Origin of the sequence: Streptomyces griseoruber (genome assembly GCF_001514205.1) — a bacterium.
GTDB classification, from domain to species: domain Bacteria; phylum Actinomycetota; class Actinomycetes; order Streptomycetales; family Streptomycetaceae; genus Streptomyces; species Streptomyces griseoruber.
Genome location: NZ_KQ948764.1, coordinates 62,858 through 87,736 on the forward strand (window position 1 = coordinate 62,858; position 24,879 = coordinate 87,736).

The following is a 24,879-nucleotide window of genomic DNA, read 5'->3' on the forward strand; positions in this document are numbered from 1 at the left end:
CTGAGCCGATGCGAGCCGATCGCGTCTTCGCGTACGGCGCCGCCGCCGGCCTCCTCGGTGACCTGCTCCTCGGCGATCCCCGCCGGGCGCATCCGGTCGCCGCGTTCGGGCGGTCCGCCGGTGCCGCGGAGCGGCTGCTGTGGCGGAACCACCGGGGCTGGGGCGCCCTGCACACCGCCGTGTGCGCGGGGGGAGTGGTCGCTCTCGGGTCCGTCGCCGAGCGGGCCGTACGCCGCTCCCCTGCCGGCTCCGTCCTCCTGACCGCCGCCGCCACCTGGGCCGTGGTCGGCGGGACCTCGCTCGTCCGTGAGGCCCGGACCGTCGGGCGGGCCCTTCAGGCGGGGGACGTCGAGGCGGCGCGGGCCCGGCTGCCGCATCTGTGCGGGCGGGATCCACAGGCGCTCGACGCCGACGGGATCGCGCGGGCCGTCGTGGAGTCCGTCGCCGAGAACACCTCCGACGCCGTCGTGGGCGCCCTGGTGTGGGGTGCCGTCGGCGGGGTGCCGGGGCTGCTCGGGTTCCGGGCCGTCAACACGCTGGACGCGATGGTGGGTCACCGGTCCGCCCGGTACCGGCGGTTCGGGTGGGCCTCGGCCCGGCTCGACGACCTCGCCGGGTGGCCGGGGGCGCGGCTGACCGCCGTACTCGCCGCGGTGACCGGCGACGATCCCCGAGGTGCCGTTCGGGCCTGGCGGCAGGACGCGGACCGGCACCCCAGCCCCAACGCCGGGCCCGTCGAGGCCTCGTTCGCGGGGGCCCTCGGGGTGCGGCTCGGCGGGACGCTGTCGTACGGGGGCCGGGTCGAGCACCGGCCCGTGCTCAACGGGGAAGGACGCGCGGTCGCGACGGGCGACATCGAGCGGGCCGTACGGCTCTCCCGGCGCGTCGGTCTGCTCGCGCTCGGCGTCTGCGTCGCCGGGCGCCTCATCGCAAGGGGGCACAGGTCATGAGCGGGGGTCTCCTCGTCGCCGGCACCACCTCCGACGCCGGCAAGAGTGTCGTCACGGCCGGGATCTGCCGGTGGCTGGTCCGCCAGGGGGTCAAGGTCGCGCCCTTCAAGGCGCAGAACATGTCGCTGAACTCCTTCGTGACGAGGGAGGGCGCCGAGATCGGACGGGCGCAGGCCATGCAGGCGCAGGCCTGCCGGGTCGAACCGACCGCGCTGATGAATCCCGTGCTGCTCAAGCCCGGTGGCGAGCAGAGCAGCCAGGTGGTGCTGCTCGGCAGGCCGGTGGGCGAAATGAGCGCGCGGGGCTACCACGGGGGGCGGCAGCACAAACTCCTCGGGACCGTTCTCGACTGTCTCGCCGAGTTGCGGGGCACGTATGACGCGGTGATCTGTGAGGGGGCCGGCTCTCCCGCCGAGATCAATCTCCGGCGGACCGACATCGTCAACATGGGGATCGCCCGGGGCGCCGGGCTCCCGGTCCTCGTCGTCGGCGACATCGACCGCGGCGGGGTCTTCGCCTCCTTCTTCGGCACCGTCGCGCTGCTCTCCCCCGAGGACCAGGCGCTCGTCGCCGGGTTCCTCGTCAACAAGTTCCGGGGGGACGTCTCCCTCCTGGAGCCGGGGCTCGACATGCTCCACGGGCTGACCGGGCGGCGGACGTACGGGGTGCTGCCGTTCCGGCACGGGCTCGGGATCGACGAGGAGGACGGGCTGAGGGTCTCCCTGCGGGGGACCGTGCGGGAGTCGAACGTCTCGCCGCCCGTCGGCGAGGACGTGCTGCGGGTCGCCGTGTGCGCGATCCCGCTGATGTCCAACTTCACCGATGTGGACGCGCTCGCCGCCGAACCCGGGGTCGTGGTGCGGTTCGTGGACCGGCCCGAGGAGCTGGCCGACGCCGACCTCGTCGTGATTCCGGGGACCCGGGGGACCGTCAGGGCGCTGGAGTGGCTGCGGGAGCGGGGGCTCGCGGACGCCCTGGTGCGCAGGGCGGCCGAAGGACGGCCCGTGCTCGGCATCTGCGGCGGCTTCCAGATCCTCGGCGAGCACATCGAGGACGAGGTCGAGAGCCGGCGCGGACGGGTGGCGGGGCTCGGAGTCCTGCCGGTCCGCGTCCGGTTCGCCCGCGAGAAGACCCTCACCCGGCCCGTCGGCGAAGCCCTCGGCGAGCGGGTCGAGGGGTACGAGATCCACCACGGGGTCGCCGAGGTCGGCGGCGGCGAGGCCTTCCTCGACGGCTGCCGGGTCGGGCAGACCTGGGGCACCCACTGGCACGGCTCGCTGGAGTCCGACGGGTTCCGGCGGGCGTTCCTGCGCGAGGTGGCGGCCGCCGCGGGCCGCCGGTTCGTGCCGGCCCCGGACACCTCGTTCGCCGCGCTGCGCGAGGAGCAGCTCGACCGGCTCGGCGACCTGATCGAACAGCACGCGGACACCGACGCGCTCTGGCGGCTCATCGAGTCGGGCGCGCCGCAAGGACTGCCTTTCATTCCACCGGGAGCGCCCGCATGAGCACTGTGTTGTTGTTGTCGACCGCCGACACCGATCTGCTGGCGGCCCGGGCCGCCACCGGCGCCGGCTACCGGATCGGCAACCCGACCCGCGTCGACGTCACGGAGGAGCTGCCCGCTCTCCTGGACGGCGCCGACCTCGCCGTCGTACGGCTGCTCGGCGGCAGGCGGGCCTGGGAGGACGGGCTGGCCGTGCTCAAGGCGTCCGGGATCCCGACCGTGCTGCTGGGCGGCGAGAGCGTGCCGGACGCCGAGCTGATGGCCGAGTCCTCGGTGCCGGCCGGTGTGGTGGCCGAGGCGCTGCGGTACCTGGTCGAGGGCGGCCCCGACAACCTCACCGAACTCGCCCGGTTCCTCTCGGACACCGTGCTGCTGACGGGTGAGGGGTTCGTCGAGCCGCGGAAGATGCCCGAGTACGGCGTCCACGGGGAGCGTGCCTTCGTGGCGGGCCGGCCGACCGTCGGCGTGCTCTTCTACCGGGCCCACGAGCTGAGCGGCAACACCGCGTTCGTGGACACGCTGTGCGAGGCGATCGAGGCGCAGGGGGCCAACGCCCTCGCCGTGTACTGCGGTTCGCTGCGCGGGGCGGACGCGGGGCTGTACGAGATCCTCGGCGGGACGGACGCCCTGGTCGCCACCGTGCTCGCCGCGGGCGGTACGCACGCCTCGCAGGCCTCGGCGGGCGGCGACGAGGAGGCCTGGGACATCGGGGCACTCGCCGAGCTGAACGTCCCCGTGCTGCAAGGACTGTGCCTGACCTCGTCGCGGCAGGCCTGGGACGAGTCCGACGCCGCTCTCTCCCCCATGGACGCGGCGATGCAGGTCGCGATCCCGGAGTTCGACGGCCGGCTGATCACCGTCCCGTTCTCCTTCAAGGAGCAGGGACCGGACGGCGTCCCGGTGTACGTCGCCGACCCCGAGCGGGCCGGGCGCGTCGCCGGGATCGCGGTGCGGCACGCGCGGCTCAGGCACAAGCCGAACGCCGAGAAGAGGATCGCGCTGGTCTTCACCGCGTACCCCACCAAGCACTCGCGGGTCGGCAACGCGGTCGGGCTGGACACGCCCGCGTCGGCGGTACGGGTGCTGGACGCGCTCAGGGACGCCGGCTACGGCCTCACCGCGTACCCCGCCGAGGGCGACGAGCTGATCCACCGGCTGATCGAGGCCGGCGGGCACGACGTGGAGTGGCTGACGGAGGAGCAGCTGGCCGCCGCGCCCGCCCGGGTGCCGCTCGCCGATTACCGGGCGTGGTTCGACAAGCTCGACCCCGAGCTCAGGGACGCCATGCTGGAGGCGTGGGGTGAGCCGCCGGGGTCCCTCTACGTCGACGGGGACGACATCGTCCTCGCCTCCCTCCAGTTCGGGAACGTCGTCGTGATGATCCAGCCGCCGCGCGGCTTCGGAGAGAACCCGATCGCGATCTACCACGACCCCGACATGCCGCCGTCGCACCACTACCTGGCCGCCTACCGGTGGCTGGAGAACAGTTTCGGTGCCGACGCGATCGTGCACATGGGCAAGCACGGCACGATGGAGTGGCTGCCCGGCAAGGGCCTCGGGCTCGGCGGCGGCTGCGCCCCGGACGCGGTCCTCGGCGATCTGCCGCTGATCTACCCGTTCATCGTCAACGACCCCGGTGAGGGCACCCAGGCCAAGCGGCGCGGGCACGCCACCGTCGTCGACCATCTGGTGCCGCCGATGGCGCGGGCGGACACGTACGGCGACCTGGCGAAGCTGGAGCAGCTCCTCGACGAGTACGCGCTGGTCTCCGATCTGGACCCGGTGAAGGCACCGGCGGTGCGGGCGCAGATCTGGACGCTGGTGAAGGCGGCCGAGCTCCACCACGACCTCCATGTGGACGAGCAGCCGGACGAGGACGACTTCGACGCGTTCGTCATGCACATCGACGGCTATCTGTGCGAGATCAAGGACGTGCAGATCCGCGACGGTCTGCACATCCTGGGCGGCGGCCCGGTCGACGAGGCACGGGTGAACCTGGTGCTGGCGGTGCTGCGGGCCTCGCAGGTGTGGGGCGGGCAGGCGAACGCGCTGCCGGGGCTCCGGGCGTCCTTCGCGGCCCATTTCGGCCTGGTCGAGAAGGAGTTGCTGGCCGAGCCGGGGGCGCCGGTGAAGGTGCCGGTGGAGCTGTCGGACCTGGTCGAGGGGCCGGCGCGGACCGCGGCCGACGCGATCGATCTGCTGGAGCAGCTGTGCCGGCGGGTCGCGGAGGGCATGGAGTCGCGCGGCTGGGACGTCACGGCCGCCCGGTCGCTGGTGCGGGACGTCCTCGGCACCGAACTCCCGGACGCCGTCGCGGTGCTGGAGTTCGCCTGCGCCGAGGTGGTGCCGCGGCTGGCGCGGACCACGGACGAGATCGGGCACATCCTCAAGGCGCTGGACGGCGGTTACGTCCCGGCCGGCCCGTCGGGCTCGCCGACCCGCGGTCTGGTCAACGTCCTGCCGACCGGCCGCAACTTCTACTCCGTCGACCCCAAGGCGATCCCGTCCCGGCTGAGCTGGGAGGTCGGGCAGTCGCTCGCCGACTCGCTCGTGCAGCGCTACCTCCAGGACACCGGTGCGTACCCGAAGTCCGTCGGCCTGACGGTCTGGGGCACCTCCGCCATGCGGACACAGGGCGACGACATCGCCGAGATCCTCGCCCTGCTGGGCTGCCGTCCGGTCTGGGACGACGCCTCGCGCCGGGTGACCGGCTTCGAGGTGATCCCCCCGGCCGAGCTGGGCCGGCCGCGCATCGATGTCACGGTCCGGATCTCCGGCTTCTTCCGGGACGCGTTCCCGCACGTGGTGGGACTGATCGACGACGCCGTGCGGACGGTGGCCGAGCTGGACGAGCCGGCCGGGAGCAACTTCGTGAAGGCGCACGCCGACGAGGACACCGCCGCGCACGGCGACCGGCGGCGCGCGACGGCCCGGGTCTTCGGCTCCAAGCCGGGGGCGTACGGGGCCGGTCTGCTGCCGCTGATCGACGCCCGCAACTGGCGCAGCGACGCCGACCTCGCCGAGGTGTACGCCGTCTGGGGCGGCTACGCCTACGGGCGCGGGCTCGACGGGCGGGCGGCGCGCGGGGACATGGAGACCGCGTTCCGGCGGATCGCCGTCGCCGCCAAGAACGTCGACACCCGTGAGCACGACCTCGTCGACGCCGACGACTACTTCCAGTACCACGGCGGCATGGTCGCCATGGTGCGGCATCTGACGGGCGCCAGCCCCGAGGCGTACGTCGGCGACTCCGCCGTACCGGACCAGGTGAGGACCCGCACGCTGGGCGAGGAGACGCACCGGGTGTTCCGCGCCCGGGTGGTCAACCCGCGCTGGATGGCGGCGATGCGCCGGCACGGCTACAAGGGCGCCTTCGAGATGGCGGCGACCGTCGACTACCTCTTCGGCTACGACGCGACGGCGGGTGTGGTCGACGACTGGATGTACGAGAAGCTCAGCGCCGAGTACGTCTTCGACCCGGAGAACCGGGACTTCATGAAGAAGTCCAACCCGTGGGCCCTGCGCGGGATCACCGAACGCCTGCTGGAGGCCGCCGAGCGCGGGCTGTGGGCGGAACCGGACGCCGACACCCTGGAGCGGCTGCGGGCCACGTATCTGGAGCTGGAAGGCGACCTGGAGGGCGACCAGTGAGCAGCACCCCTTTCCCCTTCACGGCCGTCGTCGGCCAGGACGACCTGCGGCTCGCGCTGCTGCTGAACGCCGTGTCACCGGCGGTCGGCGGGGTGCTGGTGCGCGGCGAGAAGGGCACCGCCAAGTCCACGGCCGTACGCGCCCTGTCGGCACTGCTGCCGGCGCTGGACGTGGTCTGCGACTGCCGGTTCTCCTGCGACCCCGGCTCCCCCGACCCGGGCTGCCCGGACGGTCCGCACGAGCCGGGGGCGTTCGAGACCCGGCCGGCCCGGATGGTCGAGCTGCCCGTCGGCGCCTCCGAGGACCGGCTGGTCGGCGCCCTCGACATCGAGCGGGCGCTCGCCGAGGGCGTGAAGGCCTTCGAGCCGGGACTGCTGGCCGACGCGCACCGCGGCATCCTCTACGTCGACGAGGTCAACCTGCTCCACGACCACCTGGTCGACCTGCTGCTGGACGCGGCGGCGATGGGCGCCTCGTACGTGGAGCGCGAGGGTGTCTCCGTACGGCATGCCGCGCGGTTCCTGCTCGTCGGGACCATGAACCCCGAGGAGGGCGAACTGCGGCCGCAGCTGCTCGACCGGTTCGGGCTGACCGTGGAGGTGGCCGCCTCGAGGGAGCCCGACCAGCGGGTGGAGGTCGTACGGCGGCGGCTCGCCCACGACGACGATCCCGCGGGTTTCGCCGCGCGGTGGGCGGACGAGGAGGCCGCCGTACGGGCGCGGATCGTGGCGGCGCGGAAGCTGCTGGGGTCGGTGCGGCTGGGCGACGGCGCGCTGCGGCAGATCGCGGCGACCTGCGCGGCCTTCGAGGTGGACGGCATGCGCGCCGACATCGTGATGGCGCGCACCGCGACGGCGCTGGCCGCGTGGGCGGGGCGGACCGAGGTGCTGGCGGAGGACGTGCGCCAGGCGGCGCTGCTCGCGCTGCCGCACCGCCGGCGCCGCAACCCCTTCGACGCGCCGGGACTGGACGAGGACAAGCTGGACCAGACGCTGGAGGAGTTCAGCGGCTCCGACGACGAGGACCCGGAGCCGGACGGCCCCGGCGGCGGCGGTGGGCAGCCGGCCCCGGACGCCGGTCCGCAGGGCGGTGACACCGGGGCACGGCCCGAGGAGGGCGAGGGCGGTGAGCCGCAGGCCTCCGGCGCGGGCGAGCAGTCGGCCGTACGGGCCGCCGAGCCGTTCCGCACGAAGGTGCTGAGCGTGCCCGGGATCGGTGCGGGTGCCGCCGGGCGGCGCTCGCGGGCGCGGACCGAGCACGGGCGGACCACCGGGGCCCGGCGGCCCCGCGGCACCCTGACCAAGCTGCACCTGGCGGCGACCGTGCAGGCGGCGGCGCCGCATCAGCGGGCGCGCGGGCGGTCCGGGCCGGGGCTGGTGCTGCGCCGGGACGATCTGCGGCAGGCGACCCGGGAGGGGCGCGAGGGCAACCTCGTGCTGTTCGTCGTCGACGCCTCCGGGTCGATGGCGGCGCGGCAGCGGATGAGCGCCGTGAAGGGCGCCGTGCTGTCGCTGCTGCTCGACGCCTATCAGCGGCGGGACAAGGTGGGGCTGGTGACGTTCCGGGGGACGGCGGCCGATGTCGCGTTGCCTCCGACCTCGTCGGTGGACGCCGCCGCGGCCCGGCTGGAGTCGCTGCCGACGGGGGGCCGTACTCCGCTCGCCGCCGGGCTGCTGAAGGCGCACGACGTGCTGCGGGTGGAGCGGCTGCGGGATCCCGCGCGGCGGGCGCTGGTCGTGGTCGTCACGGACGGGCGGGCCACCGGCGGTCCGGAGCCGGTGGCGCTCGCGGGGCGGGCGGCCCGGCTGTTCGCCGCCGAGGGCGTGGCGTCCGTGGTCGTGGACTGCGAGTCGGGGCCGGTGCGGCTCGGGCTCGCCGGGCAGCTCGCGGGTGACCTGGGCGGGGCGGCGGTGACGCTCGACGAACTGCGGGCGGACTCGATCGCCGGACTGGTGAAGGACGTGCACAGTCGTTCGAGGAGGGCCGCGTAATGCCGCAGGGACAGCCGAGTGTCGTGCCCGATGACGGTCTGACGACCCGGCAGCGGCGCAACCGGCCGCTCGTCGTGGTGCACACCGGGATCGGCAAGGGGAAGTCCACCGCCGCCTTCGGGCTCGCGCTGCGGGCCTGGAACCAGGGGTGGCCCATCGGGGTGTTCCAGTTCGTCAAGTCGGCGAAGTGGAAGGTCGGCGAGGAGAACGCGCTGCGGGTGCTGGGCGCCTCCGGCGAGGGCGGGTCCGTCGACTGGCACAAGATGGGCGAGGGCTGGTCGTGGGTGCAGCGCGATGCGCAGATGGACAACGAGGAGAAGGCCCGGGAGGGCTGGGAGCAGGTCAAGCGGGACCTCGCCGCCGAGACGTACCGGCTGTACGTGCTCGACGAGTTCGCGTACCCGATGCACTGGGGGTGGGTGGACACGGACGAGGTGGTCGAGGTGCTCCGTGACCGGCCCGGCACCCAGCACGTCGTGATCACCGGCCGCAACGCCCCGGAGAAGCTGGTGGAGTTCGCCGACCTGGTGACCGACATGTCCAAGGTCAAGCACCCGATGGACGTCGGCCAGAAGGGCCAGAAGGGCATCGAGTGGTGACAGCGGTACCCCGGCTGGTCATCGCCGCGCCGTCGTCCGGCAGCGGCAAGACCACCGTCGCCACGGGGCTGATGGCCGCGTTCGCCGCGCGGGGACTCACCGTGTCCCCGCACAAGGTCGGACCGGACTACATCGACCCCGGGTATCACGCGCTCGCGACCGGGCGACCGGGGCGCAACCTCGACGCGTACCTGTGCGGGCCGGAGCTGGTCGCTCCGCTCTTCCTGCACGGGGCGCGCGGGTGTGACCTCGCCGTCGTCGAGGGCGTGATGGGGATGTACGACGGGGCCGCGGGGGAGGGTGAACTGGCGTCCACCGCTCAGGTCGCGAAGCTGCTGGGGGCGCCGGTGGTGCTCGTCGTGGACGCGTCTTCGCAGTCACGGTCGGTGGCGGCGCTGGTGCACGGGTTCGTCTCCTGGGATCCCGGGGTGCGGGTGGGGGGCGTGATCCTGAACAAGGTCGCCTCGGACCGGCACGAGGCGCTGCTGCGGGAGGCGTTGGAGTCGGCGGGGGTGCCGGTGCTCGGCGCCCTGCGGCGGGCCGCGCCCATGGAGACCCCTTCTCGGCACCTCGGGTTGGTTCCCGTCGCCGAACGGCGGGGTGCCGCTGTCGAGGCGGTCGCGGCGATGGGCGCGCTGGTCGCCGACGGCTGTGACCTCGCGTCGCTGGAAGGACTGGCCCGCACCGCCCGTGCCGTCCCAGGGGGCTCCGCCCCCTGGACTCCCGTCCTGACCACCCACGGCCACCCGCCACGGTCGGGCGAGAAGCAGACCGACGGAAAACCTGTCGTCGCCGTTGCCGGCGGGGCCGCCTTCACCTTCTCCTATGCCGAGCACGTCGAGCTGCTCACCGCCGCCGGGGCCGACGTCGTCGTCTTCGATCCGCTGCGGGACGAGGAGCTGCCCGAAGGGACCGCCGGGCTCGTCATCGGGGGCGGGTTCCCCGAGGTGTACGCCGCCGAGCTGTCCGCCAACGAGCCGCTGCGCAAGTCCGTCGCGGCCCTCGCGGAGCGCGGCGCGCCCGTCGCCGCCGAGTGCGCCGGGCTGCTGTATCTGTGCCGGGAGCTGGACGGGCAGCCGATGTGCGGGGTGCTGGACGCCACCGCGCGGATGTCGGAGCGGCTGACCCTCGGCTATCGGGACGCGGTCGCCGTGAGCGACAGTGTGCTGGCGCCCGCCGGGACGCGGATGCGGGGGCACGAGTTCCACCGGACGGTCGTCGAGCCGGGGGCCGGGGCGGCTCCGGCGTGGGGGGTGCGTGCCCCCGAACGGCGCGTCGAAGGCTTCGTACAACAAGGTGTGCACGCGAGTTATCTGCACACGCACTGGGCGGCCGAGCCCGGTGTGGCCCGTAGGTTCGTGGAGAGGTGCCGGACGTCATGAGCGAGCGCAGCAGGCTGGTCGGGGTCGGGGTGGGTCCCGGGGATCCGGAGCTGGTGACCGTCAAGGGTGTCAACGCGCTGCGGGCCGCCGATGTCGTCGTCGTACCGGTGATGGACACCGGGGAGCGGGGGCGCGCCGAGGCGACCGTGCTGCACTACGTGCCGCGGGAGAAGGTCGTCCGGGTGGTGTTCGCGCTGAACGAGCGGACCGACCGGGGGCGGCGGGAGGCCGCCTGGGACGCGGCCGGGGAGCGGGTCGCCGAGCTGCTGCGGCGGCACGGGAGCGTCGCCTTCGCGACCATCGGGGATCCGAACGTGTACTCCACCTTCACCTATCTCGCGCAGACGATCGCCGAGCTGGTGCCGGGGACGGAGATCGGGACCGTCCCGGGGATCACCGCCATGCAGGACCTCGCCGCGCGCTCGGGCGCGGTGCTCACCGAGGGCACCGAGCCGCTGACGCTGGTGCCGGTGACCGCCGGGTCGGACGTGCTGAAGGACGCGCTGGCCGGGCCGGGGACGGTCGTGGCGTACAAGTTCGGGCGGCAGGCCGCCGAGGTCGCCGAGGCGCTGCGGGAGACCGGGCGGATCGAGGACGCGGTGTGGGGGTCGGCGCTGGGGCTCCCGGAGGAGTCCATCCGGCCGGCCGGTGAGCTGGACGGGGAGCCGCTGCCCTACCTCTCGACGCTGATCGCGCCCGCGCGGCGCGAGAGCGGGCGGGGCGGCAAGCTGTGAGAGCGGCCGGCTCAGGCCGCCAGGCCCACCACCAGCCAGATGAAGGCGGCGCCCGCGATCGTGCACAGCACGGTCGAGCGGGCGGGGTGTTCGTGATGGGCCTCGGGGAGGATCTCGGCGGCCGCGAGGTAGAGCAGCGCACCGCCGAAGAGGCCGAGATAGCCGCCGAGCAGTTGCTCCGGGACGGTGACGACGGTCGCCGCCGCCGCGCCGGCCACCGGTGCCGCCGCGTCCGCGAGCAGCATGAGCTGGGCCCGTCGGCGGGCGTTCCCGTACAGGCTCGTGATCGTGTACGTGTTGAAGCCGTCGGCGAAGTCGTGGGCGATCACCGCCACGGCCACCGCCAGGCCCATGCCGCCGCCGACCTGGAAGGCCGCGCCGATCGCCACGCCGTCCATGGCGCTGTGGCCGACCATCGCCGCGGCGGCCGTCAGGCCCACCTCGGGGGCCCGGCCGTCCTGCTCGTCGGCGCCGTGCGCGGCCTGGCGTACCGCGAGCAGGCGTTCCACCAGATGGGCCAGCAGGAAGCCCGCCACGAAGAGCAGGAGCGCCGCCGGGACGCCGAAGACCTCGGTGCCGGCCGCGTCCAGGGCCTCCGGCAGCAGGTCCAGGCCGACGACGCCCAGCATGAGGCCGCCGGCCAGGCCGAGGACGAGATGGCGGCGGTCGGTGACACGCTGTGCCGTCCAGCCGCCGGCCAGCGTCATGAGGAACGCGCCGAGCGCGACGAAGACCGCCATGGGCCCTTCGTATCCGATCAGCCCCCGGCCGCGCACATCCGCCCACGTCCCTGACCCGCCCCACGACCCGTTGTGCCCCGTAGTGACCCGTTATGAGAGGACCCGAGACCATGGCCGATGCCCCCGCCGGCAAGGTGACCTTCGTCGGTGCCGGCCCCGGCGCCGCCGATCTGCTGACGTTCCGCGCCGCGCGTGCCATCGCCGAGGCGGACGTCGTGATCTGGGCCGCGAGCCTGGTGCAGGCGGAGGTCCTGGACCACGCGCGGGAGGGTGCGGAGATCCTCGACTCGGCGACGATGTCCCTGGAGGACGTCGTGGCCGTGTACGGGCGGGCGCTGCGGGAGGGGCTGAGGGTGGCCAGGATCCACTCCGGCGACCCGGCCCTGTGGGGCGGCACCCAGGAGCAGCTCGACCGGTGCGAGGCGCTCGGGATCGAGACCGAGATCGTGCCGGGTGTGTCGTCGTTCTCGGCGGTGGCCGCGCTCGCCCGGCGTGAGCTGACGATCCCCGAGGTCGCGCAGTCCGTCGTGCTCACCCGGCTCGGCGGCGGCAAGACGCCGATGCCGCCCGGCGAGGAGGTGCGGGAGTTCGCCCGGCACGGCACCACCATGGCGGTGTTCCTGTCGGCCGCCCGCAGCGGACAGCTGGTGCGGGAGCTGCTGGAGGGCGGCTACCCGACGGACACCCCGGTCGTGGTCGCGTACCAGGCGACCTGGCCGGAGGAGCTGGTCGTGAAGTGCACGATCGGCACGCTGGAGGAGACGGTCAAGGAGCACAAGCTCTGGAAGCACACCCTCTTCCTGGTCGGCCCCGCCCTGGACGCGCACGGCACCCGTTCGCACCTGTACCACCCGGGCCACTTCCACGGCTTCCGCAAGGCCGACCCCGAGGCGCGGCGGGCACTGCGCGAGCGGGGTGCGAGTACGTGATCACGGTCATCGGCACGGGCACGGGCGCCCCGCCCGGCCCCGAGGAGCTGGCCGGCGCCGAACTGGTCGTCGGCGGGCGGCGCCATCTGGACGCCGTGCGGCTGCCCGTCGGGGCCGAGCGGATCGTCCTCGGTCCGCTCGCGCCCGCCCTGGAGACGATCGCGGAGTACGACGCGAAGGACCGGGCGGTGGTGGTGCTGGCCTCGGGCGATCCGGGGTTCTTCGGGATCGTGCGGGCGCTCGCCGAGCGGTTCGGGCCGGCGCGGCTGGAGGTGCGCCCCGGGGTGTCGTCGGTCGCCACCGCGTTCGCCCGGCTGGGGCTGACCTGGGACGACGCGGTCGTGGTCAGCGCGCACGGACGGGATCTGCGGACGGCGGTCCATGTGTGCCGGGCGTATCCGAAGGCGGCCGTGCTGACCGGGCCCGGCGCCGGGCCCGCCGAACTGGGGGCCGCGCTCGCGCGGTCGGGGCGGACGCTCGTGGTCGCCTCCGCGCTCGGTGACCCGGAGGGCGAGCGGGTGGTGCGGATCTCCGCCGCCGAGGCCGCGGAACGGGAGTGGGGTACGGCGGTGAGTGTCGTCCTCAGTCTGGACGAGAGCCGGGTCCTCTCTCCCGTGCGGACGCTCGCCGGGCCCGCCGTCCGCCCGGCCGGGTGGGCGCTGGCCGAGGACGGCTTCGCGCACCGCGACTCGATGATCACCAAGTTCGAGGTGCGGGCGCTGGCCCTGGCCCGGCTCGGGCCGCGCCCCGGCGACCTGGTGTGGGACGTGGGCTCCGGCTCGGGCTCGGTGGCCGTGGAGTGCGCCCGGCTCGGGGCGGCCGTCGACGCGGTGGAGCGGGCGGCGGACGGGGTGGAGCGGATCCGCGCCAACGCCCTCGCGCACGGTGTCTACGTCGACGCCGTGCACGGCCGGGCGCCGCAGGCGCTGGCCGGCCTCGACGAGCCCGACGCCGTGTTCGTGGGCGGCGGCGGCGCGGAGCTGGCCGACATCGTGGGCGTGTGCGCGCGGCGGGCTCGGCGGACGGTGGTGGTCGCGCTGGCCGCACTGGACCGGGTGCCGGCGGCGCGGGCCGCGCTGCTGGACGCCGGGTATGACGTGGACGGCGTCCTGCTCCAGTCCTCACGGCTCGCGCCGCTGCCGGGGGACGTGACCCGGCTCGCGGCGACCAATCCCGTTTTTCTGCTGTGGGGTGTGCGCGCCCCGGTGTCCAGTGAAGGAGTAGCTCAGTGATCGGCCTCATTTCCGCCACCGCGGCGGGGGCGGCGGCGCGGGACCGGCTGGCCGTGGCGTGGCCGGACCGCACGCGCGTGTACGACGGGCCCGTGGGGGACGCCGTCCGGCGGGCGTTCGCGGAGTGCGAGCAGCTCGTGTGCTTCCTCGCGACGGGCGCCGTGGTGCGGCTCGTCGCCCCGCTGCTCGGCGGCAAGGCCGCCGACCCGGGGGTGGTCTGCGTCGACGAGGGCGGGCGGTTCGCCGTGCCGCTGCTCGGCGGGCACGCCGGCGGCGCCAATGAACTCGCCCTGGAAGTGGGCGAGTTGCTCGGCGCCCAGCCGGTGGTGACCACGGCGACGGACGCCGTCGGCATCCCCGGCCTGGACACCCTCGGGCTGCCCGTGGAGGGCGGGGTCGCCGCGGTGACCCGGGCCCTGCTGGACGGGGAGCCGGTGGCGCTGGAGACGGAGGTGGCGTGGCCGCTGCCGCCGCTGCCGTTCGCCGCCGCGGGGACGTACGTCGTACGGCTCACGGACCGCGCGGTCGAGCCCGGCGCCCGGGAGGTGCTGCTGCGGCCGCCGTCCCTCGTCGTCGGCGTCGGCGCGTCCCGGGGTGCCCCCGCCGAGGAGGTCCTGGAGGTGATCGAGAGCGCGCTGCGGGAGGCGGGGCTGTCCCCTCGTAGCGTCGCCTCGCTCGCCACCGTGGACGCCAAGGCCGAGGAGCCCGGCATCCTGGAGGCCGCCGCGCGGCTCGGGGTGCCCGTGGTGACGTACACCGCCGGGGAGCTGGCGTCCGTGGCGGTGCCGAACCCCTCCGACGCACCGCTCGCCGCCGTCGGCACCCCCTCCGTCGCCGAGGCCGCCGCCCTGCGCGAGGGGGGCGAACTCCTCGTGCCCAAGCGGAAGTCGGGCGGCTCCCCCGCGATGGCGACCTGTGCCGTCGTACGGCGTCCGGGGCGCGGGCGGCTCGCGGTGGTCGGGCTCGGCCCGGGCGCCCGGGACCTGCTCACCCCGCGCGCCAGGGACGAGCTGCGGCGGGCCTCCGTGCTCGTCGGGCTCGACCAGTACGTCGACCAGATCCGCGATCTGCTGCGGCCCGGGACCCGGATCCTTCAGTCGGGCCTGGGCGCCGAGGAGGAGCGGGCGCGTACGGCCGTCGCCGAGGCCCGGCGCGGGCACGCCGTCGCGCTGATCGGCAGCGGGGACGCCGGCGTGTACGCCATGGCCTCCCCGGCGCTCGCCGAGGCCTCCGCCGACATCGACGTGGTCGGGGTGCCGGGGGTGACCGCGGCGCTGGCGGCGGCCGCGCTGCTCGGCGCGCCGCTCGGCCACGACCATGTCTCCATCAGCCTGTCCGATCTGCACACACCGTGGGAGGTCATCGAGCGGCGGGTGCGGGCGGCGGCCGAGGCGGACATCGTGGTCACCTTCTACAACCCGCGCTCGCGGGGCCGCGACTGGCAGCTGCCCAAGGCGCTCGCGATCCTCGCGGAGCACCGGGAGCCGGGCACGCCCGTCGGGGTGGTGCGCAACGCCTCCCGCCCGGACGGCACCGCCCGGGTGACGACCCTGGCCGCCCTCGACCCGGCGACGGTCGACATGATGACCGTCGTGACCGTCGGCAACACCGCGACCCGGACCGTCGCGGGGCGCATGGTGACGCCCCGCGGCTACCGCTGGCAGGAGGAGCCGGAGTGAACGGCCCCCTGCCCGACCAGACCCTTTCGAAGCACCCCGTTCCCGCCGAGGAGAAACAGTGACCACCCCGCCGCCCGCCCTGCTCATCGCCGGCCACGGCACCCGGGACGAGGCCGGAGCCGAGGCGTTCCGCGACTTCGTACGGGAGCTGGGGCGCCGCCACCCCGAACTGCCCGTAGCGGGCGGATTCATCGAGCTGTCGCCTCCCCCGCTCGGCGAGGCCGTGACCGAGCTGGTGGAGCGCGGGGTGCGCCGGTTCGCCGCCGTCCCGCTGATGCTGGTGTCCGCCGGGCACGCCAAGGGGGACATCCCGGCCGCGCTGGCCCGCGAGAAGGAACGGCACCCGGGGATCTCGTACACCTACGGCCGTCCGCTGGGTCCGCACCCGGCGCTGCTGAACGTCCTGGAGCGGCGCCTCGACGAGGCGCTGGGCAGCCCGGCGGGGCGCACCCCGGACGACCGGTCCGACGTCACGGTGCTGCTGGTCGGGCGCGGGTCGACGGACCCGGACGCCAACGCCGAGGTGCACAAGGCGGCCCGGCTGCTGTGGGAGGGACGCGGATACGCGGGCGTGGAGACGGCGTTCGTGTCGCTGGCCGCGCCGGACGTACCGAGCGGCCTGGACCGGTGCGTCCGCCTGGGCGCCCGCCGGATCGTCGTCCTGCCCTACTTCCTCTTCACCGGCATCCTGCCGGACCGGGTGCGCCGGCAGACCGAGGGCTGGGCGGCCGCGCACCCGGAGGTGGAGGTGCGCTCGGCGGACGTCATCGGGCCCGAGCCGGAGCTGCTCGACCTGGTGATGGAGCGGTACGAGGAGGCGCTCAAGGGCGATCTGCGGATGAACTGCGACTCGTGCGTGTACCGGATCGCGCTGCCCGGGTTCGAGGACAAGGTGGGCCTGGCGCAGCAGCCGCACTTCCACCCCGACGACGACGGTCACCCTCACGGGCACCACCATCACGGCGGACACGCCCATGCGCACTGACGGGCACGATCTCCGGCACCACGGGGACGCCGAGGTGCGCGACGACGGCTCCGCGCTGGTCGACCTCGCGGTGAACGTCCGCGCGGACACGCCCCCGCACTGGCTGCGCGAGCACATAGCCGCCTCGCTCACCGGCCTCGCGGCCTACCCGGACGGGCGGGCCGCGCGGGCGGCGGTGGCGGCGCGGCACGGGCTGCCGGTGGAGCGGGTGCTGCTGACGGCCGGCGTGGCGGAGGCGTTCGTGCTGCTGGCCCGGGCGCCGAAGGTGCGCCGGCCGGTCGTGGTGCACCCGCAGTTCACCGAGCCGGAGGCGGCGCTGCGGGACGCCGGGCACAGCGTGGACCGGGTGGTGCTGCGGGCCGGGGACGGTTTCCGGCTGGATCCGGCGGCGGTGCCGGAGGACGCCGACCTGGTGGTGATCGGCAACCCCACGAACCCCACCTCGGTGCTGCACCCGGCGGAGACGATCGCGCGGCTGGCCCGGACGGGGCGGACGCTGGTGGTCGACGAGGCGTTCATGGACGCGGTGCCCGGTGAGCGCGAGGCCCTCGCCGGGCGCACGGACGTGCCCGGTCTCGTGGTGCTGCGCAGCCTCACCAAGACCTGGGGGCTCGCCGGACTGCGGATCGGGTACGTCCTCGGCGACCCGGAGACGGTCGCCGCCCTGGAGCGCGCCCAGCCGCTGTGGCCGGTGTCCACGCCGGCGCTGGCCGCGGCCGAGGCGTGCGTCTCCCCCCGGGCGCTGGCGGAGGCGGCCCACGCCGCGCACCGGGTCGCCACGGACCGGGCCCATCTCGTCGCCGGGCTGGAGGAGTTCGCCTCCGACGGGGTGCGGGTCGCCGGACCGGCCGAGGGCCCCTTCGTGCTGGTCCGGCTGCCGAGGGCGGTGGCGGTGCGCCGGCATCTGCGGGACCTGGGGTTCGCGGTCCGGCGCGGGGACACCTTCCCCGGGCTCGACGAGGAGTGGCTGCGGCTCGCGGTCCGGGACCGGAGCACGGTCAACTCGTTCCTCCAGGCCCTGGACCGGGCGATGGCCCTGGCCCACCGCTGACCGCCCGCCCGCGGACCCGGCTCCGAGGGGCTCTCAGCCGCGGTTCCGGCGGGCCAGGGCCACCGCTCCCCCGCCCGCCGCCAGCAGCGCCACCGCTGCGCCCGCGAGGTACGGCGTGAGCGGGCTGCCGCCGGTGCTGGCGAGGTCCGCCCCGGCGGGCGCGCTCTGCGGCTTGACGTCGGTCTCGGGGGTCGGGCTCGGCCCGGCCGTCCGCTCGACCGCGGGCGGGGTCGCGCAGCGCGCCTCGGCCAGGGTCAGGGTGCCGGTGACCTCGGCGACGTTCAGCTTCAGCGGGTCGACGGAGACGGTGAGCCGCAGGGCGGTCGCGGCGGCCGTGCGGGAGGTGGTCTCGCGCTGGGACCACGCGAGCCGGACCTCGCCCACGCCGGGCACCCTCACGGCCGTGGGGCCGCCGGCGCTCACCGCGACCTTCTTGCCGAGGACCGTCACCGAGCCGGGCAGCCGGGAGGTGGCGACCGGGGTCCTCCCCGCCTCGCAGGTCGCCGTGGAGCTGACCGCGTCGACCTCGATCAGGGAGAGCAGGGGCAGGCCGGGGACGTGCAGCCGGGCGCGGGCGAGCCGGGTGGAGGCCTCGGCCCCGGTGCCGTCGACGACGGCCTTCGCCTCGGCGACGTCGGCGCGCAGGACGCTGAAGGGCTGCCCGCCGTCGACGCCGTCCAGTTCGGCGGTCAGAGCGGTCCTCTCGGCGCTCTGCGGTGCCCGCACCTCGTTGAGGGAGACGGCGAGCGGCATGACGACGGTTCTGTCGGCCAGGGCCACGTCGAGGCCGGTGCGCAGGACGGCGGCGCTCGCGCTCCCCTCGGCGTCGGTGGCGTGTGCCGGGCCCGCGCCGGCGAGGGCGGGGGGGCCGGCGGCCAGGGCGCCGGCCGCCGCGACGACGGCGAGACGGCGTGCGGGCAGGCGGAAGGACAGGGTGCTCATGGGTGGGACCCCCAGAAGAGACGCGCTTCGGGACCCCGCAAGAATTACGTACGAAGGGTGAACGGTCAGTGAGCTGACGGGAGTTCACTCCAACGTGAGTTTGCCGCACACGTCTTCGACTCGTGCGGCACGGAGGGTCAGCCCACGACCCTGCCGTCGACCACCACCCGGCGGGGTGCCGCGAGGACCCGGACGTCGGCGCGCGGGTCGCCGTCGTAGACGACGAGGTCGGCCGGGGCGCCCTCGTCGAGGCCGGGGCGGCCGAGCCAGCGGCGGGCTTCCCAGGTGGTCGCGGCGAGCGCCGTCAGGGGCGGGAGGCCCGCCCCGGTCACCAGCTCCGCCACCTCGGCGGCCACCAGCCCGTGCGGGAGGGCGCCGCCGGCGTCCGTGCCGACGAAGACCGGGATGCCGGCGTCGTGGGCGGAGCGCACGGTGTCGTAGCGGCGCTCGTGCAGCCGGCGCATATGGGCCGACCAGCGCGGGAACCTGGTCTCGCCGCCCGCGGCGAGCTGGGGGAAGGTCGCGATGTTGACGAGGGTGGGGACGATCGCGACGCCGTGCTCGACGAAGAGCGGGATCAGGTCCTCGGTGAGGCCCGTCGCGTGTTCGATGCAGTCGATGCCCGACTCGACGAGGTCGCGCAGGGAGTTCTCGGCGAAGCAGTGCGCGGTGACCCGGGCGCCCAGCCGGTGGGCCTCCGCGATGGCCGCCTCGGCCGCCTCCCGGGGCCAGCTGGGGGCCAGGTCGCCCGCCTCGCGGTCGATCCAGTCGCCGACCAGCTTGACCCAGCCGTCGCCGCGCCGCGCCTCCCGGGCGACGTACGCGACGAGGTCCTCGGGCTCGATCTCGTGGGCGTAGCCCCGGATGTAGCGGCGGGTGCGGGCGATGTGCCGGCCGGCCCTGATGATCTTCGGGAGGTCGGCGCGGTCGTCGACCCAGCGGGTGTCGGAGGGCGAGCCGGCGTCGCGGATCAGCAGGGTGCCGGCCTCCCGGTCGGTCACCGCCTGCTTCTCGGCGACGTCCGGACCGACCGGGCCCCCGGGTCCGAGGCCCACATGGCAGTGGGCGTCGACCAGCCCGGGCAGGACCCAGCCCTGGACGGTCCGTACGTCGCGGGCGCCGGCCGGACGGTCGTAGGAGATCCGGCCGGCGACGACCCACAGTTCGTCGCGGACGTCGTCGGGTCCGGCCAGGACCCTGCCCTTCACGTGCAGCACCGCGTGATCGCTCATGGGCGTCAGCCTAGGACGACGGGCAGTCCCTCCTCGATACGGGCCAGCAGCCGGCCGCCGTGCACCCGCGGGGCGTCGAAGCAGCGCAGGTCGCCGGAGTCGTCGTCGCCCTCGGCGCGCAGCACCTCCGGGACCAGGAGGGCGGCCGGGTCGACGTCCTGGGCGAGGTCGAGGTAGGCGGGCGCGAGGACCGGGCCGTGCAGGGTGCCGCCTATCAGATCGGGTTCGAACTCGCTGGACAGCACGGTCACGGCCGCCTTCAGGTCGCCCTGGATCATCACCAGCTTCTCGGTCATGTTCCCGATGAAGGCGCCCTCCACCGTGACCGAGCCCAGCACCAGCAGCTTCACGTCCCCTTCGAGGTAGACGTCGGCCGCCTTGAGGTCGCCGAGGACGATCAGCGCGGGGCAGCCGTCGTCCACGGTGAGGAGGTTGCCCTCGACGGTGAGATCGCCGTCGACGACGACGCCCGTGTCCTGCGTCCAGTCCTCGGCGCCCAGGTCGAGCGCGCCCCGGATCACGAGGGGGCCGGGGCGCAGGTCGTAGGTCTCGTCGTAGAGGTTCTCGTACGACGACTCGGGCAGGCCCCGGCGCTCGAACACGGCGACGGTCTCGTCCCACGTGAGAGAGGTGGTCTCGGTCATGCTCCGCAGCCTGTCACGGAGCACTGACACCCGGCCTCCGTCAGGACTTCTCCTCCTCCACCTCCGCCATCGCCGGGTCGAGCAGCCGGGAGAGGAAGTGACGCGTGCGCTCGTTCTGCGGGTTGCCGATGACCTGGGCGGGGGCGCCGTCCTCGACGACCACTCCGCCGTCCATGAACACGACCCGGTCGGCGACCTCGCGGGCGAAGGTCATCTCATGGGTGACCACCATCATGGTCATGCCCTCCCGGGCGAGCCTGCGCATGACCGCGAGGACGTCCCCGACGAGTTCGGGGTCGAGCGCCGAGGTCGGCTCGTCGAACAGCATGACCTCGGGCCCCATGGCGAGCGCGCGGGCGATCGCGACGCGCTGCTGCTGGCCGCCGGAGAGGGAGGAGGGATAGGCGTCCGCCTTCTCCGAGAGCCCGACGCGTTCGAGGTTCTCCGCGGCGGTCCGGGCGGCACCGGCCTTGTCGCGCCGGAGCACCCGGCGCTGCGGCAGGGTGAGGTTCTCGGTCACGGTCAGGTGCGGGAAGAGGTTGAACTGCTGGAAGACCATGCCGATACGGCGGCGTACGGCGTCGATGTCGACGTCGGGGTCGGTGACCTCGGTGCCGCCGACGAAGACCTGGCCCTTGGTCGGCTCCTCCAGCAGGTTCACGCACCTGAGCAGGGTCGACTTGCCCGAGCCGGAGGGGCCGATGACGCAGACGACCTCGCCCTGGCCGATCTCCAGGTCGATGCCGCGCAGCACCTCGTTGTCGCCGAAGGACTTGTGCAGGCCCTTGACCTGGATCTCCGGTCGGCTCATCGCACGGCCTCCTGGGCCTTGGCCTCCATACGGCGCACGACGAAGCCGAGCGGGATGGTCACCAGCAGATAGCACAGGCCGGCGACCAGGATGGGGGTGGAGTTGGCGGTGGTGCTGGCGAGGTCGCGGCCGTACTTGGACAGTTCGCGCTCCTCCAGGGTGACACCGAGGAACAGCACCAGCGAGGAGTCCTTGAAGAGCAGGACGAGTTCGTTGGTGAGCGGCGGGAGGATGATCCGGAAGGCCTGCGGGACGATGATCGAGACCATGGCGCGGGCGGGCGAGAAGCCCAGGGAACGGGCCGCCTCCATCTGCCCCTTGGGGACGGCCTGGATGCCCGCGCGGATGGTCTCCGCCATGTAGGCGGCGGCGACCAGGCCGAGCGCGAGGGCGACCTTGCCGTACGTCCCGCCGACGATCTCCGTGCCGGGGAAGGCCAGCGGGACGGCCACGCCGATGAAGATGAAGATCAGCAGGGCGGGCAGCCCGCGGAAGATCTCGATGTAGATCCCGGCCAGCCAGCGGTAGGGGCCGACGGAGGACAGCCGCATCAGCGCGATCAGCATGCCGAGCGCCAGTCCGACGGCGAAGCCGGACACCGTGTACAGCACGGTGTTCTTCAGGGCCAGCGTGATGACGTCCGGGAACATCTGCCGGGCGATGTCCCACTGGGCGAACTGGTTCTTCAGCCGGCCCCAGTCCGCCGAGACCGCGAAGGCGATCACGGCGGCGACGAAGACGACGTACTGCGCGCCCCGGGAGAGTCTGCGCTTCTGGCGCCGGGTCAGGCCCTTCTTCTTCGGCTGGATCGGTACGTCCGCGGCGGTCATGACGCCGACGGCGACGCGGACGGCGACGCGGCCGAGGCGTCGTAGGGGCCGATCCACTGCTCGTAGAGCTTCTTGTACGTGCCGTCCGCCTTGGCGTCGGCGAGCGCCTTGTTGATGGCGGCGAGGAGTTCGGTGTTGCCCTTCTTCACCGTGAAGCCGTACTGCTCACCGGTGTTGAGGTTGTCGACGACCTCGAAGGCGTCGGCGTTGGCCTTGTCCTTCAGCCAGCCCTGGACCACCGGGTAGTCGATGACGACGGCCTTGACCTGGCCGGTGCGCAGTCCGTTGAGGACGGCGTCGGAGGACTCGAAGGAGACCGGGTCGAAGCCCTGCTTCTTGGCGTAGTCCTCGCCGGTGGTCTGCGCCTGGGCGCCCAGCTTGACGTTCTTGGACTTCACGTCGGCGAGGGAGTTCACCCCGGCGTTCCGGTCGACCAGGACGGCCTGGGTGGCGTCGAAGTACGGGTCGGAGAAGTCGACGTTCTTCTTGCGCTCGGCGGTGATGGTCATACCGGCCGCGGCCAGGTCGCACTCGCCCGCGTTCAGGAAGGCGCCCGTCTTGAAGTTCTCGAACGGCGTGTCGAGGATCTGCTGCTTCACTCCGAGGTCCTTGGCGACCAGGTCGATCAGCGAGACGTCGAAGCCCTGCACCTTGCCGTCGATCTCCGACTGGAAGGGCGGGTACGGGAGGTGGGTGCAGGTGGTGAGCTGTCCGGCCTTGACCAGCTCGACCCCGCCGGCGGCGGTCTTGGAGCCGCTCGAGCCGCTGTCGCTGGAGGTGCAGGCGGACACGAGCACCAGACCGGCCGTCGCGGTGAGGGCGGCCAGGACGCGGGGCAGGGTGCGGGCCCGGCGGCCGGGGACGGTGTTCACGGGGACCTCCTGTGAGGGAACTATGGGTTCCGATTATAAGGAGATGTTTGGGTCTCTCAAATCAAACCGATGGTTACAGGGCTGCTCGACCTAAGAAGTCGCCGGTCGGGGGTCGGGGTGGGGTGGCGGTTACTCTCGTGACCTCTACCCCGTGAGTGAGAAGAGAGCACCACTGTGACGCACCCGTTCCTGGACCTGGCCCCGCTGAGCGCCGCCCGTTTCGCGTCGATCGAGGACCGGGTGGCGCGACTGCTGGGCACCGAGCAGGACGTCGTGATCATGCAGGGGGAGGCGCTGCTGCCGCTGGAGGGGGCGATCCGGGGGACGGCGGGGCCGGGCACCGTGGCGCTGAACGTGATCACCGGTCCCTACGGGCAGACCTTCGGCGACTGGCTGCGGGACTGCGGCGCCACGGTGATCGATCTGGCGGTGCCGTTCCACACGGCGGTGACGGCCGCGCGGATCCGGGAGGCGTTCACCGAGCACCCGGAGATCGACTTCGTCTCGCTGGTGCACGCGGAGGCGGCGACCGGCAACACCAACCCGGTCGCGGAGATCGGCGAGGTGGTGAAGGAACGGGGGGCGCTGTTCTACCTGGACGCCGTGGCCTCCGTGGGGGCCGAGCCGGTGCTGCCGGACGCGTGGGGCGTGGACCTGTGCGTGATCGGCGCGCAGAAGGCCATGGGCGGGCCCGCGGGCGTGTCGGCGGTGTCGGTCAGCGAGCGGGCGTGGGCCCGGATGGCGGCGAACCCGCGGGCGCCGCGGCGGTCGTACCTCTCCCTGCTGGACTGGAAGGCGCGGTGGATCGACGGCGGGCGCGCCGCGCTGCCGCACGCCCCGGCACAGCTGGAGATGCTGGCGCTGGAGGCGTGCCTGGAGCGGATCGAGGCGCAGGGACCGGCGACCGTGATGCGCCGCCACGCGACCGCCGCGGCGGCGACGCGGGCGGGGGCGGTGGCGCTGGGCGGGGGTCTGGAGCCGTACGTCCACCGGGCGGCGGAGGCGGCGCCGGTGGCCACGACCCTGCGGGTCCCCGCGGGGCTGGTGGCGTCGGAGCTGGTGGGGCGGGCGCTGGCGGTGGATCCGGCGCTGCCGCTGGCGGCGGGCGGGGGCGTGCTGGCCAAGGAGATGATCCGGGTGAACCACTACGGGGTGGATGCGACGCGGGGTGCGGTGCGGGGAAGCCTGGTGGGACTGGGGCACGCGCTGGCCGGGGCGGGGCTGGACGTGGATGTGGCGGGGGCGCTGCGGGCGGTGGAGGAGGCCTGGGCATAGGGCCGGTCCGGACATTCTCCGGGAACATATCGACGGAATTACCGGCGCCTTAATCCAGGGAATTCCCAAGTTCTTCTGCCCTCATTTCCCACTGCTAAACCCAGGAGATTCTCCACCCCTCATACATGCGTGACACATTGCACAGGTGGGGCGTTATGCGGCTTTTGGGCTACCACAAAAGCCGCATAACCTTCCCACGTCCCACCTGTATCACGGAATCCCCACGGCCTCTCCATGCGTTTTCTCATTCGCCTGGGTAAGTTCCTTCCGCATGACTGCCGCACCAGCAGAACTCCGCATCGACCGTCCGTCCGTGGCCGACGGCGCCGCACTCTGGCGTATTGCCAGGGAATCGGGAAGCCTGGATCTGAACTCGTCCTACAGCTATCTGCTGTGGTGCCGCGACTTCGCCGGCACCTCGGCGGTGGTGCGTGCGGAGGGCGGGGATGCGGTCGGGTTCGTCACCGGGTACGTACGGCCGGCGGACCCCCGCACCCTGCTGGTCTGGCAGGTGGCCGTGGACGCCGCGTACCGGGGCCGCGGTCTGGCCGCCGCCCTGCTGGACGGGCTGACGGCGCGGCTCATGGCCGAGCGCCCGATCACGGCCGTCGAGACCACCATCACCCCGGGCAACACCGCCTCCGAGCGGCTGTTCGCCTCGTACGCCGCCCGGCACGGGGCCGAGGTCGGCCGCGAGGTGCTGTTCGGCGCCGGGCTGTTCCCGGACGGACCGCACGATCCCGAGGTGCTGTACCGCATCGGACCCCTCTCCCGTCCCCGCTGACCCCCTGCCACCGCCGCGGAGAAGAACGTCAGCCTCCCTCCCCCACACCGAGGAGCGATTCG

21 protein-coding genes are annotated in these 24,879 nt (G+C 73.9%); 14 read left to right on the plus strand and 7 right to left on the minus strand.

Going from position 1 to position 24,879, the window contains the following annotated elements:
- Positions 1-8 precede the first annotated feature (8 nt).
- The 7 genes from AQJ64_RS04670 to cobI are packed head-to-tail and all read left to right on the plus strand — an operon-like array spanning position 9 to position 10,811.
- Positions 9-950 carry a cobalamin biosynthesis protein gene (locus AQJ64_RS04670; protein WP_055635690.1) on the plus strand — a complete coding sequence of 314 codons (942 nt, stop codon included), beginning with the start codon at positions 9-11 and terminating at the stop codon, positions 948-950.
- Positions 947-2,455 (plus strand): cobyric acid synthase, encoded by a 1,509-nt coding sequence (locus tag AQJ64_RS04675; protein ID WP_055635689.1) that lies wholly within the window; start codon positions 947-949, stop codon positions 2,453-2,455. Before AQJ64_RS04670 ends, AQJ64_RS04675 begins: the two co-directional genes overlap by 4 nt.
- Entirely contained in the window at positions 2,452-6,105 is a 3,654-nt protein-coding gene (gene cobN, locus AQJ64_RS04680; protein WP_055635688.1) for a cobaltochelatase subunit CobN, read from the plus strand. The genes AQJ64_RS04675 and cobN overlap by 4 nt, the downstream gene beginning before the upstream one ends.
- The gene (locus tag AQJ64_RS04685; RefSeq protein ID WP_055635687.1) at positions 6,102-8,096 is read left to right on the plus strand and encodes a putative cobaltochelatase; all 1,995 of its coding nucleotides are present in this window, start codon (positions 6,102-6,104) and stop codon (positions 8,094-8,096) included. Before cobN ends, AQJ64_RS04685 begins: the two co-directional genes overlap by 4 nt.
- On the plus strand, positions 8,096-8,695 hold the full coding sequence (gene cobO, locus AQJ64_RS04690) for a cob(I)yrinic acid a,c-diamide adenosyltransferase (RefSeq protein ID WP_055635686.1): 600 nt from the start codon (positions 8,096-8,098) through the stop codon (positions 8,693-8,695). Before AQJ64_RS04685 ends, cobO begins: the two co-directional genes overlap by 1 nt.
- Entirely contained in the window at positions 8,689-10,077 is a 1,389-nt protein-coding gene (locus AQJ64_RS04695) for a cobyrinic acid a,c-diamide synthase CobB (RefSeq protein ID WP_055635685.1), read from the plus strand. The genes cobO and AQJ64_RS04695 overlap by 7 nt, the downstream gene beginning before the upstream one ends.
- Positions 10,062-10,811, plus strand: a complete 750-nt coding sequence (gene cobI / locus AQJ64_RS04700; RefSeq protein WP_055635684.1) for a precorrin-2 C(20)-methyltransferase — start codon at positions 10,062-10,064, stop codon at positions 10,809-10,811. The genes AQJ64_RS04695 and cobI overlap by 16 nt, the downstream gene beginning before the upstream one ends.
- A gap of 11 nt (positions 10,812-10,822) precedes the next feature.
- Here the strand turns inward: cobI and AQJ64_RS04705 are convergent, their stop codons facing one another.
- Positions 10,823-11,551, minus strand: a complete 729-nt coding sequence (locus tag AQJ64_RS04705) for a ZIP family metal transporter (RefSeq protein WP_055635683.1) — start codon at positions 11,549-11,551, stop codon at positions 10,823-10,825.
- 110 nt (positions 11,552-11,661) lie between these two features.
- On the opposite strand from AQJ64_RS04705, the gene cobM reads away from it, so the two are divergent.
- From cobM to cobC, 5 genes are read left to right on the plus strand one after another with little or no spacing between them, the layout of a single operon-like run.
- A complete protein-coding gene (gene cobM, locus AQJ64_RS04710) occupies positions 11,662-12,480 on the plus strand; it encodes a precorrin-4 C(11)-methyltransferase (RefSeq protein WP_055635682.1) in 819 nt (272 codons plus the stop codon).
- Positions 12,477-13,712, plus strand: coding sequence for a bifunctional cobalt-precorrin-7 (C(5))-methyltransferase/cobalt-precorrin-6B (C(15))-methyltransferase (locus AQJ64_RS04715; RefSeq protein ID WP_055635681.1), 1,236 nt, complete (start codon positions 12,477-12,479; stop codon positions 13,710-13,712). Before cobM ends, AQJ64_RS04715 begins: the two co-directional genes overlap by 4 nt.
- Positions 13,709-15,391, plus strand: coding sequence for a precorrin-3B C(17)-methyltransferase (gene cobJ / locus AQJ64_RS04720; protein ID WP_055635680.1), 1,683 nt, complete (start codon positions 13,709-13,711; stop codon positions 15,389-15,391). The genes AQJ64_RS04715 and cobJ overlap by 4 nt, the downstream gene beginning before the upstream one ends.
- 58 nt (positions 15,392-15,449) lie before the next feature.
- Complete coding sequence (locus AQJ64_RS04725; protein ID WP_055635679.1) at positions 15,450-16,376, plus strand: sirohydrochlorin chelatase; 927 nt, start codon at positions 15,450-15,452, stop codon at positions 16,374-16,376.
- Positions 16,366-17,427 (plus strand): Rv2231c family histidinol phosphate aminotransferase CobC, encoded by a 1,062-nt coding sequence (cobC, locus tag AQJ64_RS04730; protein WP_055635678.1) that lies wholly within the window; start codon positions 16,366-16,368, stop codon positions 17,425-17,427. The genes AQJ64_RS04725 and cobC overlap by 11 nt, the downstream gene beginning before the upstream one ends.
- A 33-nt stretch (positions 17,428-17,460) precedes the next feature.
- Here the strand turns inward: cobC and AQJ64_RS04735 are convergent, their stop codons facing one another.
- The 6 genes from AQJ64_RS04735 to AQJ64_RS04760 all read right to left on the minus strand — a co-directional run bounded on the left by AQJ64_RS04735 (position 17,461) and on the right by AQJ64_RS04760 (position 22,758).
- Positions 17,461-18,369, minus strand: coding sequence for an SCO1860 family LAETG-anchored protein (locus tag AQJ64_RS04735; protein ID WP_055635677.1), 909 nt, complete (start codon positions 18,367-18,369; stop codon positions 17,461-17,463).
- A 137-nt stretch (positions 18,370-18,506) separates the two neighbouring features.
- Positions 18,507-19,601 carry an amidohydrolase family protein gene (locus AQJ64_RS04740; protein WP_055635676.1) on the minus strand — a complete coding sequence of 365 codons (1,095 nt, stop codon included), beginning with the start codon at positions 19,599-19,601 and terminating at the stop codon, positions 18,507-18,509.
- A gap of 5 nt (positions 19,602-19,606) precedes the next feature.
- Entirely contained in the window at positions 19,607-20,245 is a 639-nt protein-coding gene (locus AQJ64_RS04745) for a hypothetical protein (protein WP_055635694.1), read from the minus strand.
- Positions 20,246-20,285: 40 nt separating this feature from the next.
- Positions 20,286-21,056 (minus strand): amino acid ABC transporter ATP-binding protein, encoded by a 771-nt coding sequence (locus tag AQJ64_RS04750; RefSeq protein ID WP_055635675.1) that lies wholly within the window; start codon positions 21,054-21,056, stop codon positions 20,286-20,288.
- The gene (locus AQJ64_RS04755; RefSeq protein ID WP_055635693.1) at positions 21,053-21,886 is read right to left on the minus strand and encodes an amino acid ABC transporter permease; all 834 of its coding nucleotides are present in this window, start codon (positions 21,884-21,886) and stop codon (positions 21,053-21,055) included. The genes AQJ64_RS04750 and AQJ64_RS04755 overlap by 4 nt, the downstream gene beginning before the upstream one ends.
- Positions 21,883-22,758, minus strand: a complete 876-nt coding sequence (locus tag AQJ64_RS04760; RefSeq protein WP_055635674.1) for a transporter substrate-binding domain-containing protein — start codon at positions 22,756-22,758, stop codon at positions 21,883-21,885. Before AQJ64_RS04760 ends, AQJ64_RS04755 begins: the two co-directional genes overlap by 4 nt.
- 174 nt (positions 22,759-22,932) lie before the next feature.
- Between AQJ64_RS04760 and AQJ64_RS04765 the strand changes: the two genes are divergently transcribed.
- Both AQJ64_RS04765 and ectA read left to right on the plus strand, forming a co-directional pair.
- Entirely contained in the window at positions 22,933-24,033 is a 1,101-nt protein-coding gene (locus AQJ64_RS04765) for a pyridoxal-phosphate-dependent aminotransferase family protein (protein WP_059202429.1), read from the plus strand.
- Between the two features lie 271 nt (positions 24,034-24,304).
- A complete protein-coding gene (gene ectA, locus AQJ64_RS04770; RefSeq protein ID WP_055632138.1) occupies positions 24,305-24,817 on the plus strand; it encodes a diaminobutyrate acetyltransferase in 513 nt (170 codons plus the stop codon).
- The last annotated feature ends 62 nt before the right edge of the window (positions 24,818-24,879 follow it).

What these genes read in the sequence shown, in the direction of transcription:
- AQJ64_RS04670 (WP_055635690.1), top strand. Translation starts at nt 9, where the DNA reads ATGCGAGCCGATCGCGTCTTCGCGTACGGCGCCGCCGCCGGCCTCCTC.
- AQJ64_RS04675 (WP_055635689.1), top strand. Translation starts at nt 947, where the DNA reads ATGAGCGGGGGTCTCCTCGTCGCCGGCACCACCTCCGACGCCGGCAAG.
- cobN (WP_055635688.1), top strand. Translation starts at nt 2,452, where the DNA reads ATGAGCACTGTGTTGTTGTTGTCGACCGCCGACACCGATCTGCTGGCG.
- cobO (WP_055635686.1), top strand. Translation starts at nt 8,096, where the DNA reads ATGCCGCAGGGACAGCCGAGTGTCGTGCCCGATGACGGTCTGACGACC.
- AQJ64_RS04705 (WP_055635683.1), bottom strand. Translation starts at nt 11,551, where the DNA reads ATGGCGGTCTTCGTCGCGCTCGGCGCGTTCCTCATGACGCTGGCCGGC.
- cobM (WP_055635682.1), top strand. Translation starts at nt 11,662, where the DNA reads ATGGCCGATGCCCCCGCCGGCAAGGTGACCTTCGTCGGTGCCGGCCCC.
- cobC (WP_055635678.1), top strand. Translation starts at nt 16,366, where the DNA reads ATGCGCACTGACGGGCACGATCTCCGGCACCACGGGGACGCCGAGGTG.
- AQJ64_RS04735 (WP_055635677.1), bottom strand. Translation starts at nt 18,369, where the DNA reads ATGAGCACCCTGTCCTTCCGCCTGCCCGCACGCCGTCTCGCCGTCGTC.
- AQJ64_RS04740 (WP_055635676.1), bottom strand. Translation starts at nt 19,601, where the DNA reads ATGAGCGATCACGCGGTGCTGCACGTGAAGGGCAGGGTCCTGGCCGGA.
- AQJ64_RS04745 (WP_055635694.1), bottom strand. Translation starts at nt 20,245, where the DNA reads ATGACCGAGACCACCTCTCTCACGTGGGACGAGACCGTCGCCGTGTTC.
- AQJ64_RS04750 (WP_055635675.1), bottom strand. Translation starts at nt 21,056, where the DNA reads ATGAGCCGACCGGAGATCCAGGTCAAGGGCCTGCACAAGTCCTTCGGC.
- AQJ64_RS04755 (WP_055635693.1), bottom strand. Translation starts at nt 21,886, where the DNA reads ATGACCGCCGCGGACGTACCGATCCAGCCGAAGAAGAAGGGCCTGACC.
- ectA (WP_055632138.1), top strand. Translation starts at nt 24,305, where the DNA reads ATGACTGCCGCACCAGCAGAACTCCGCATCGACCGTCCGTCCGTGGCC.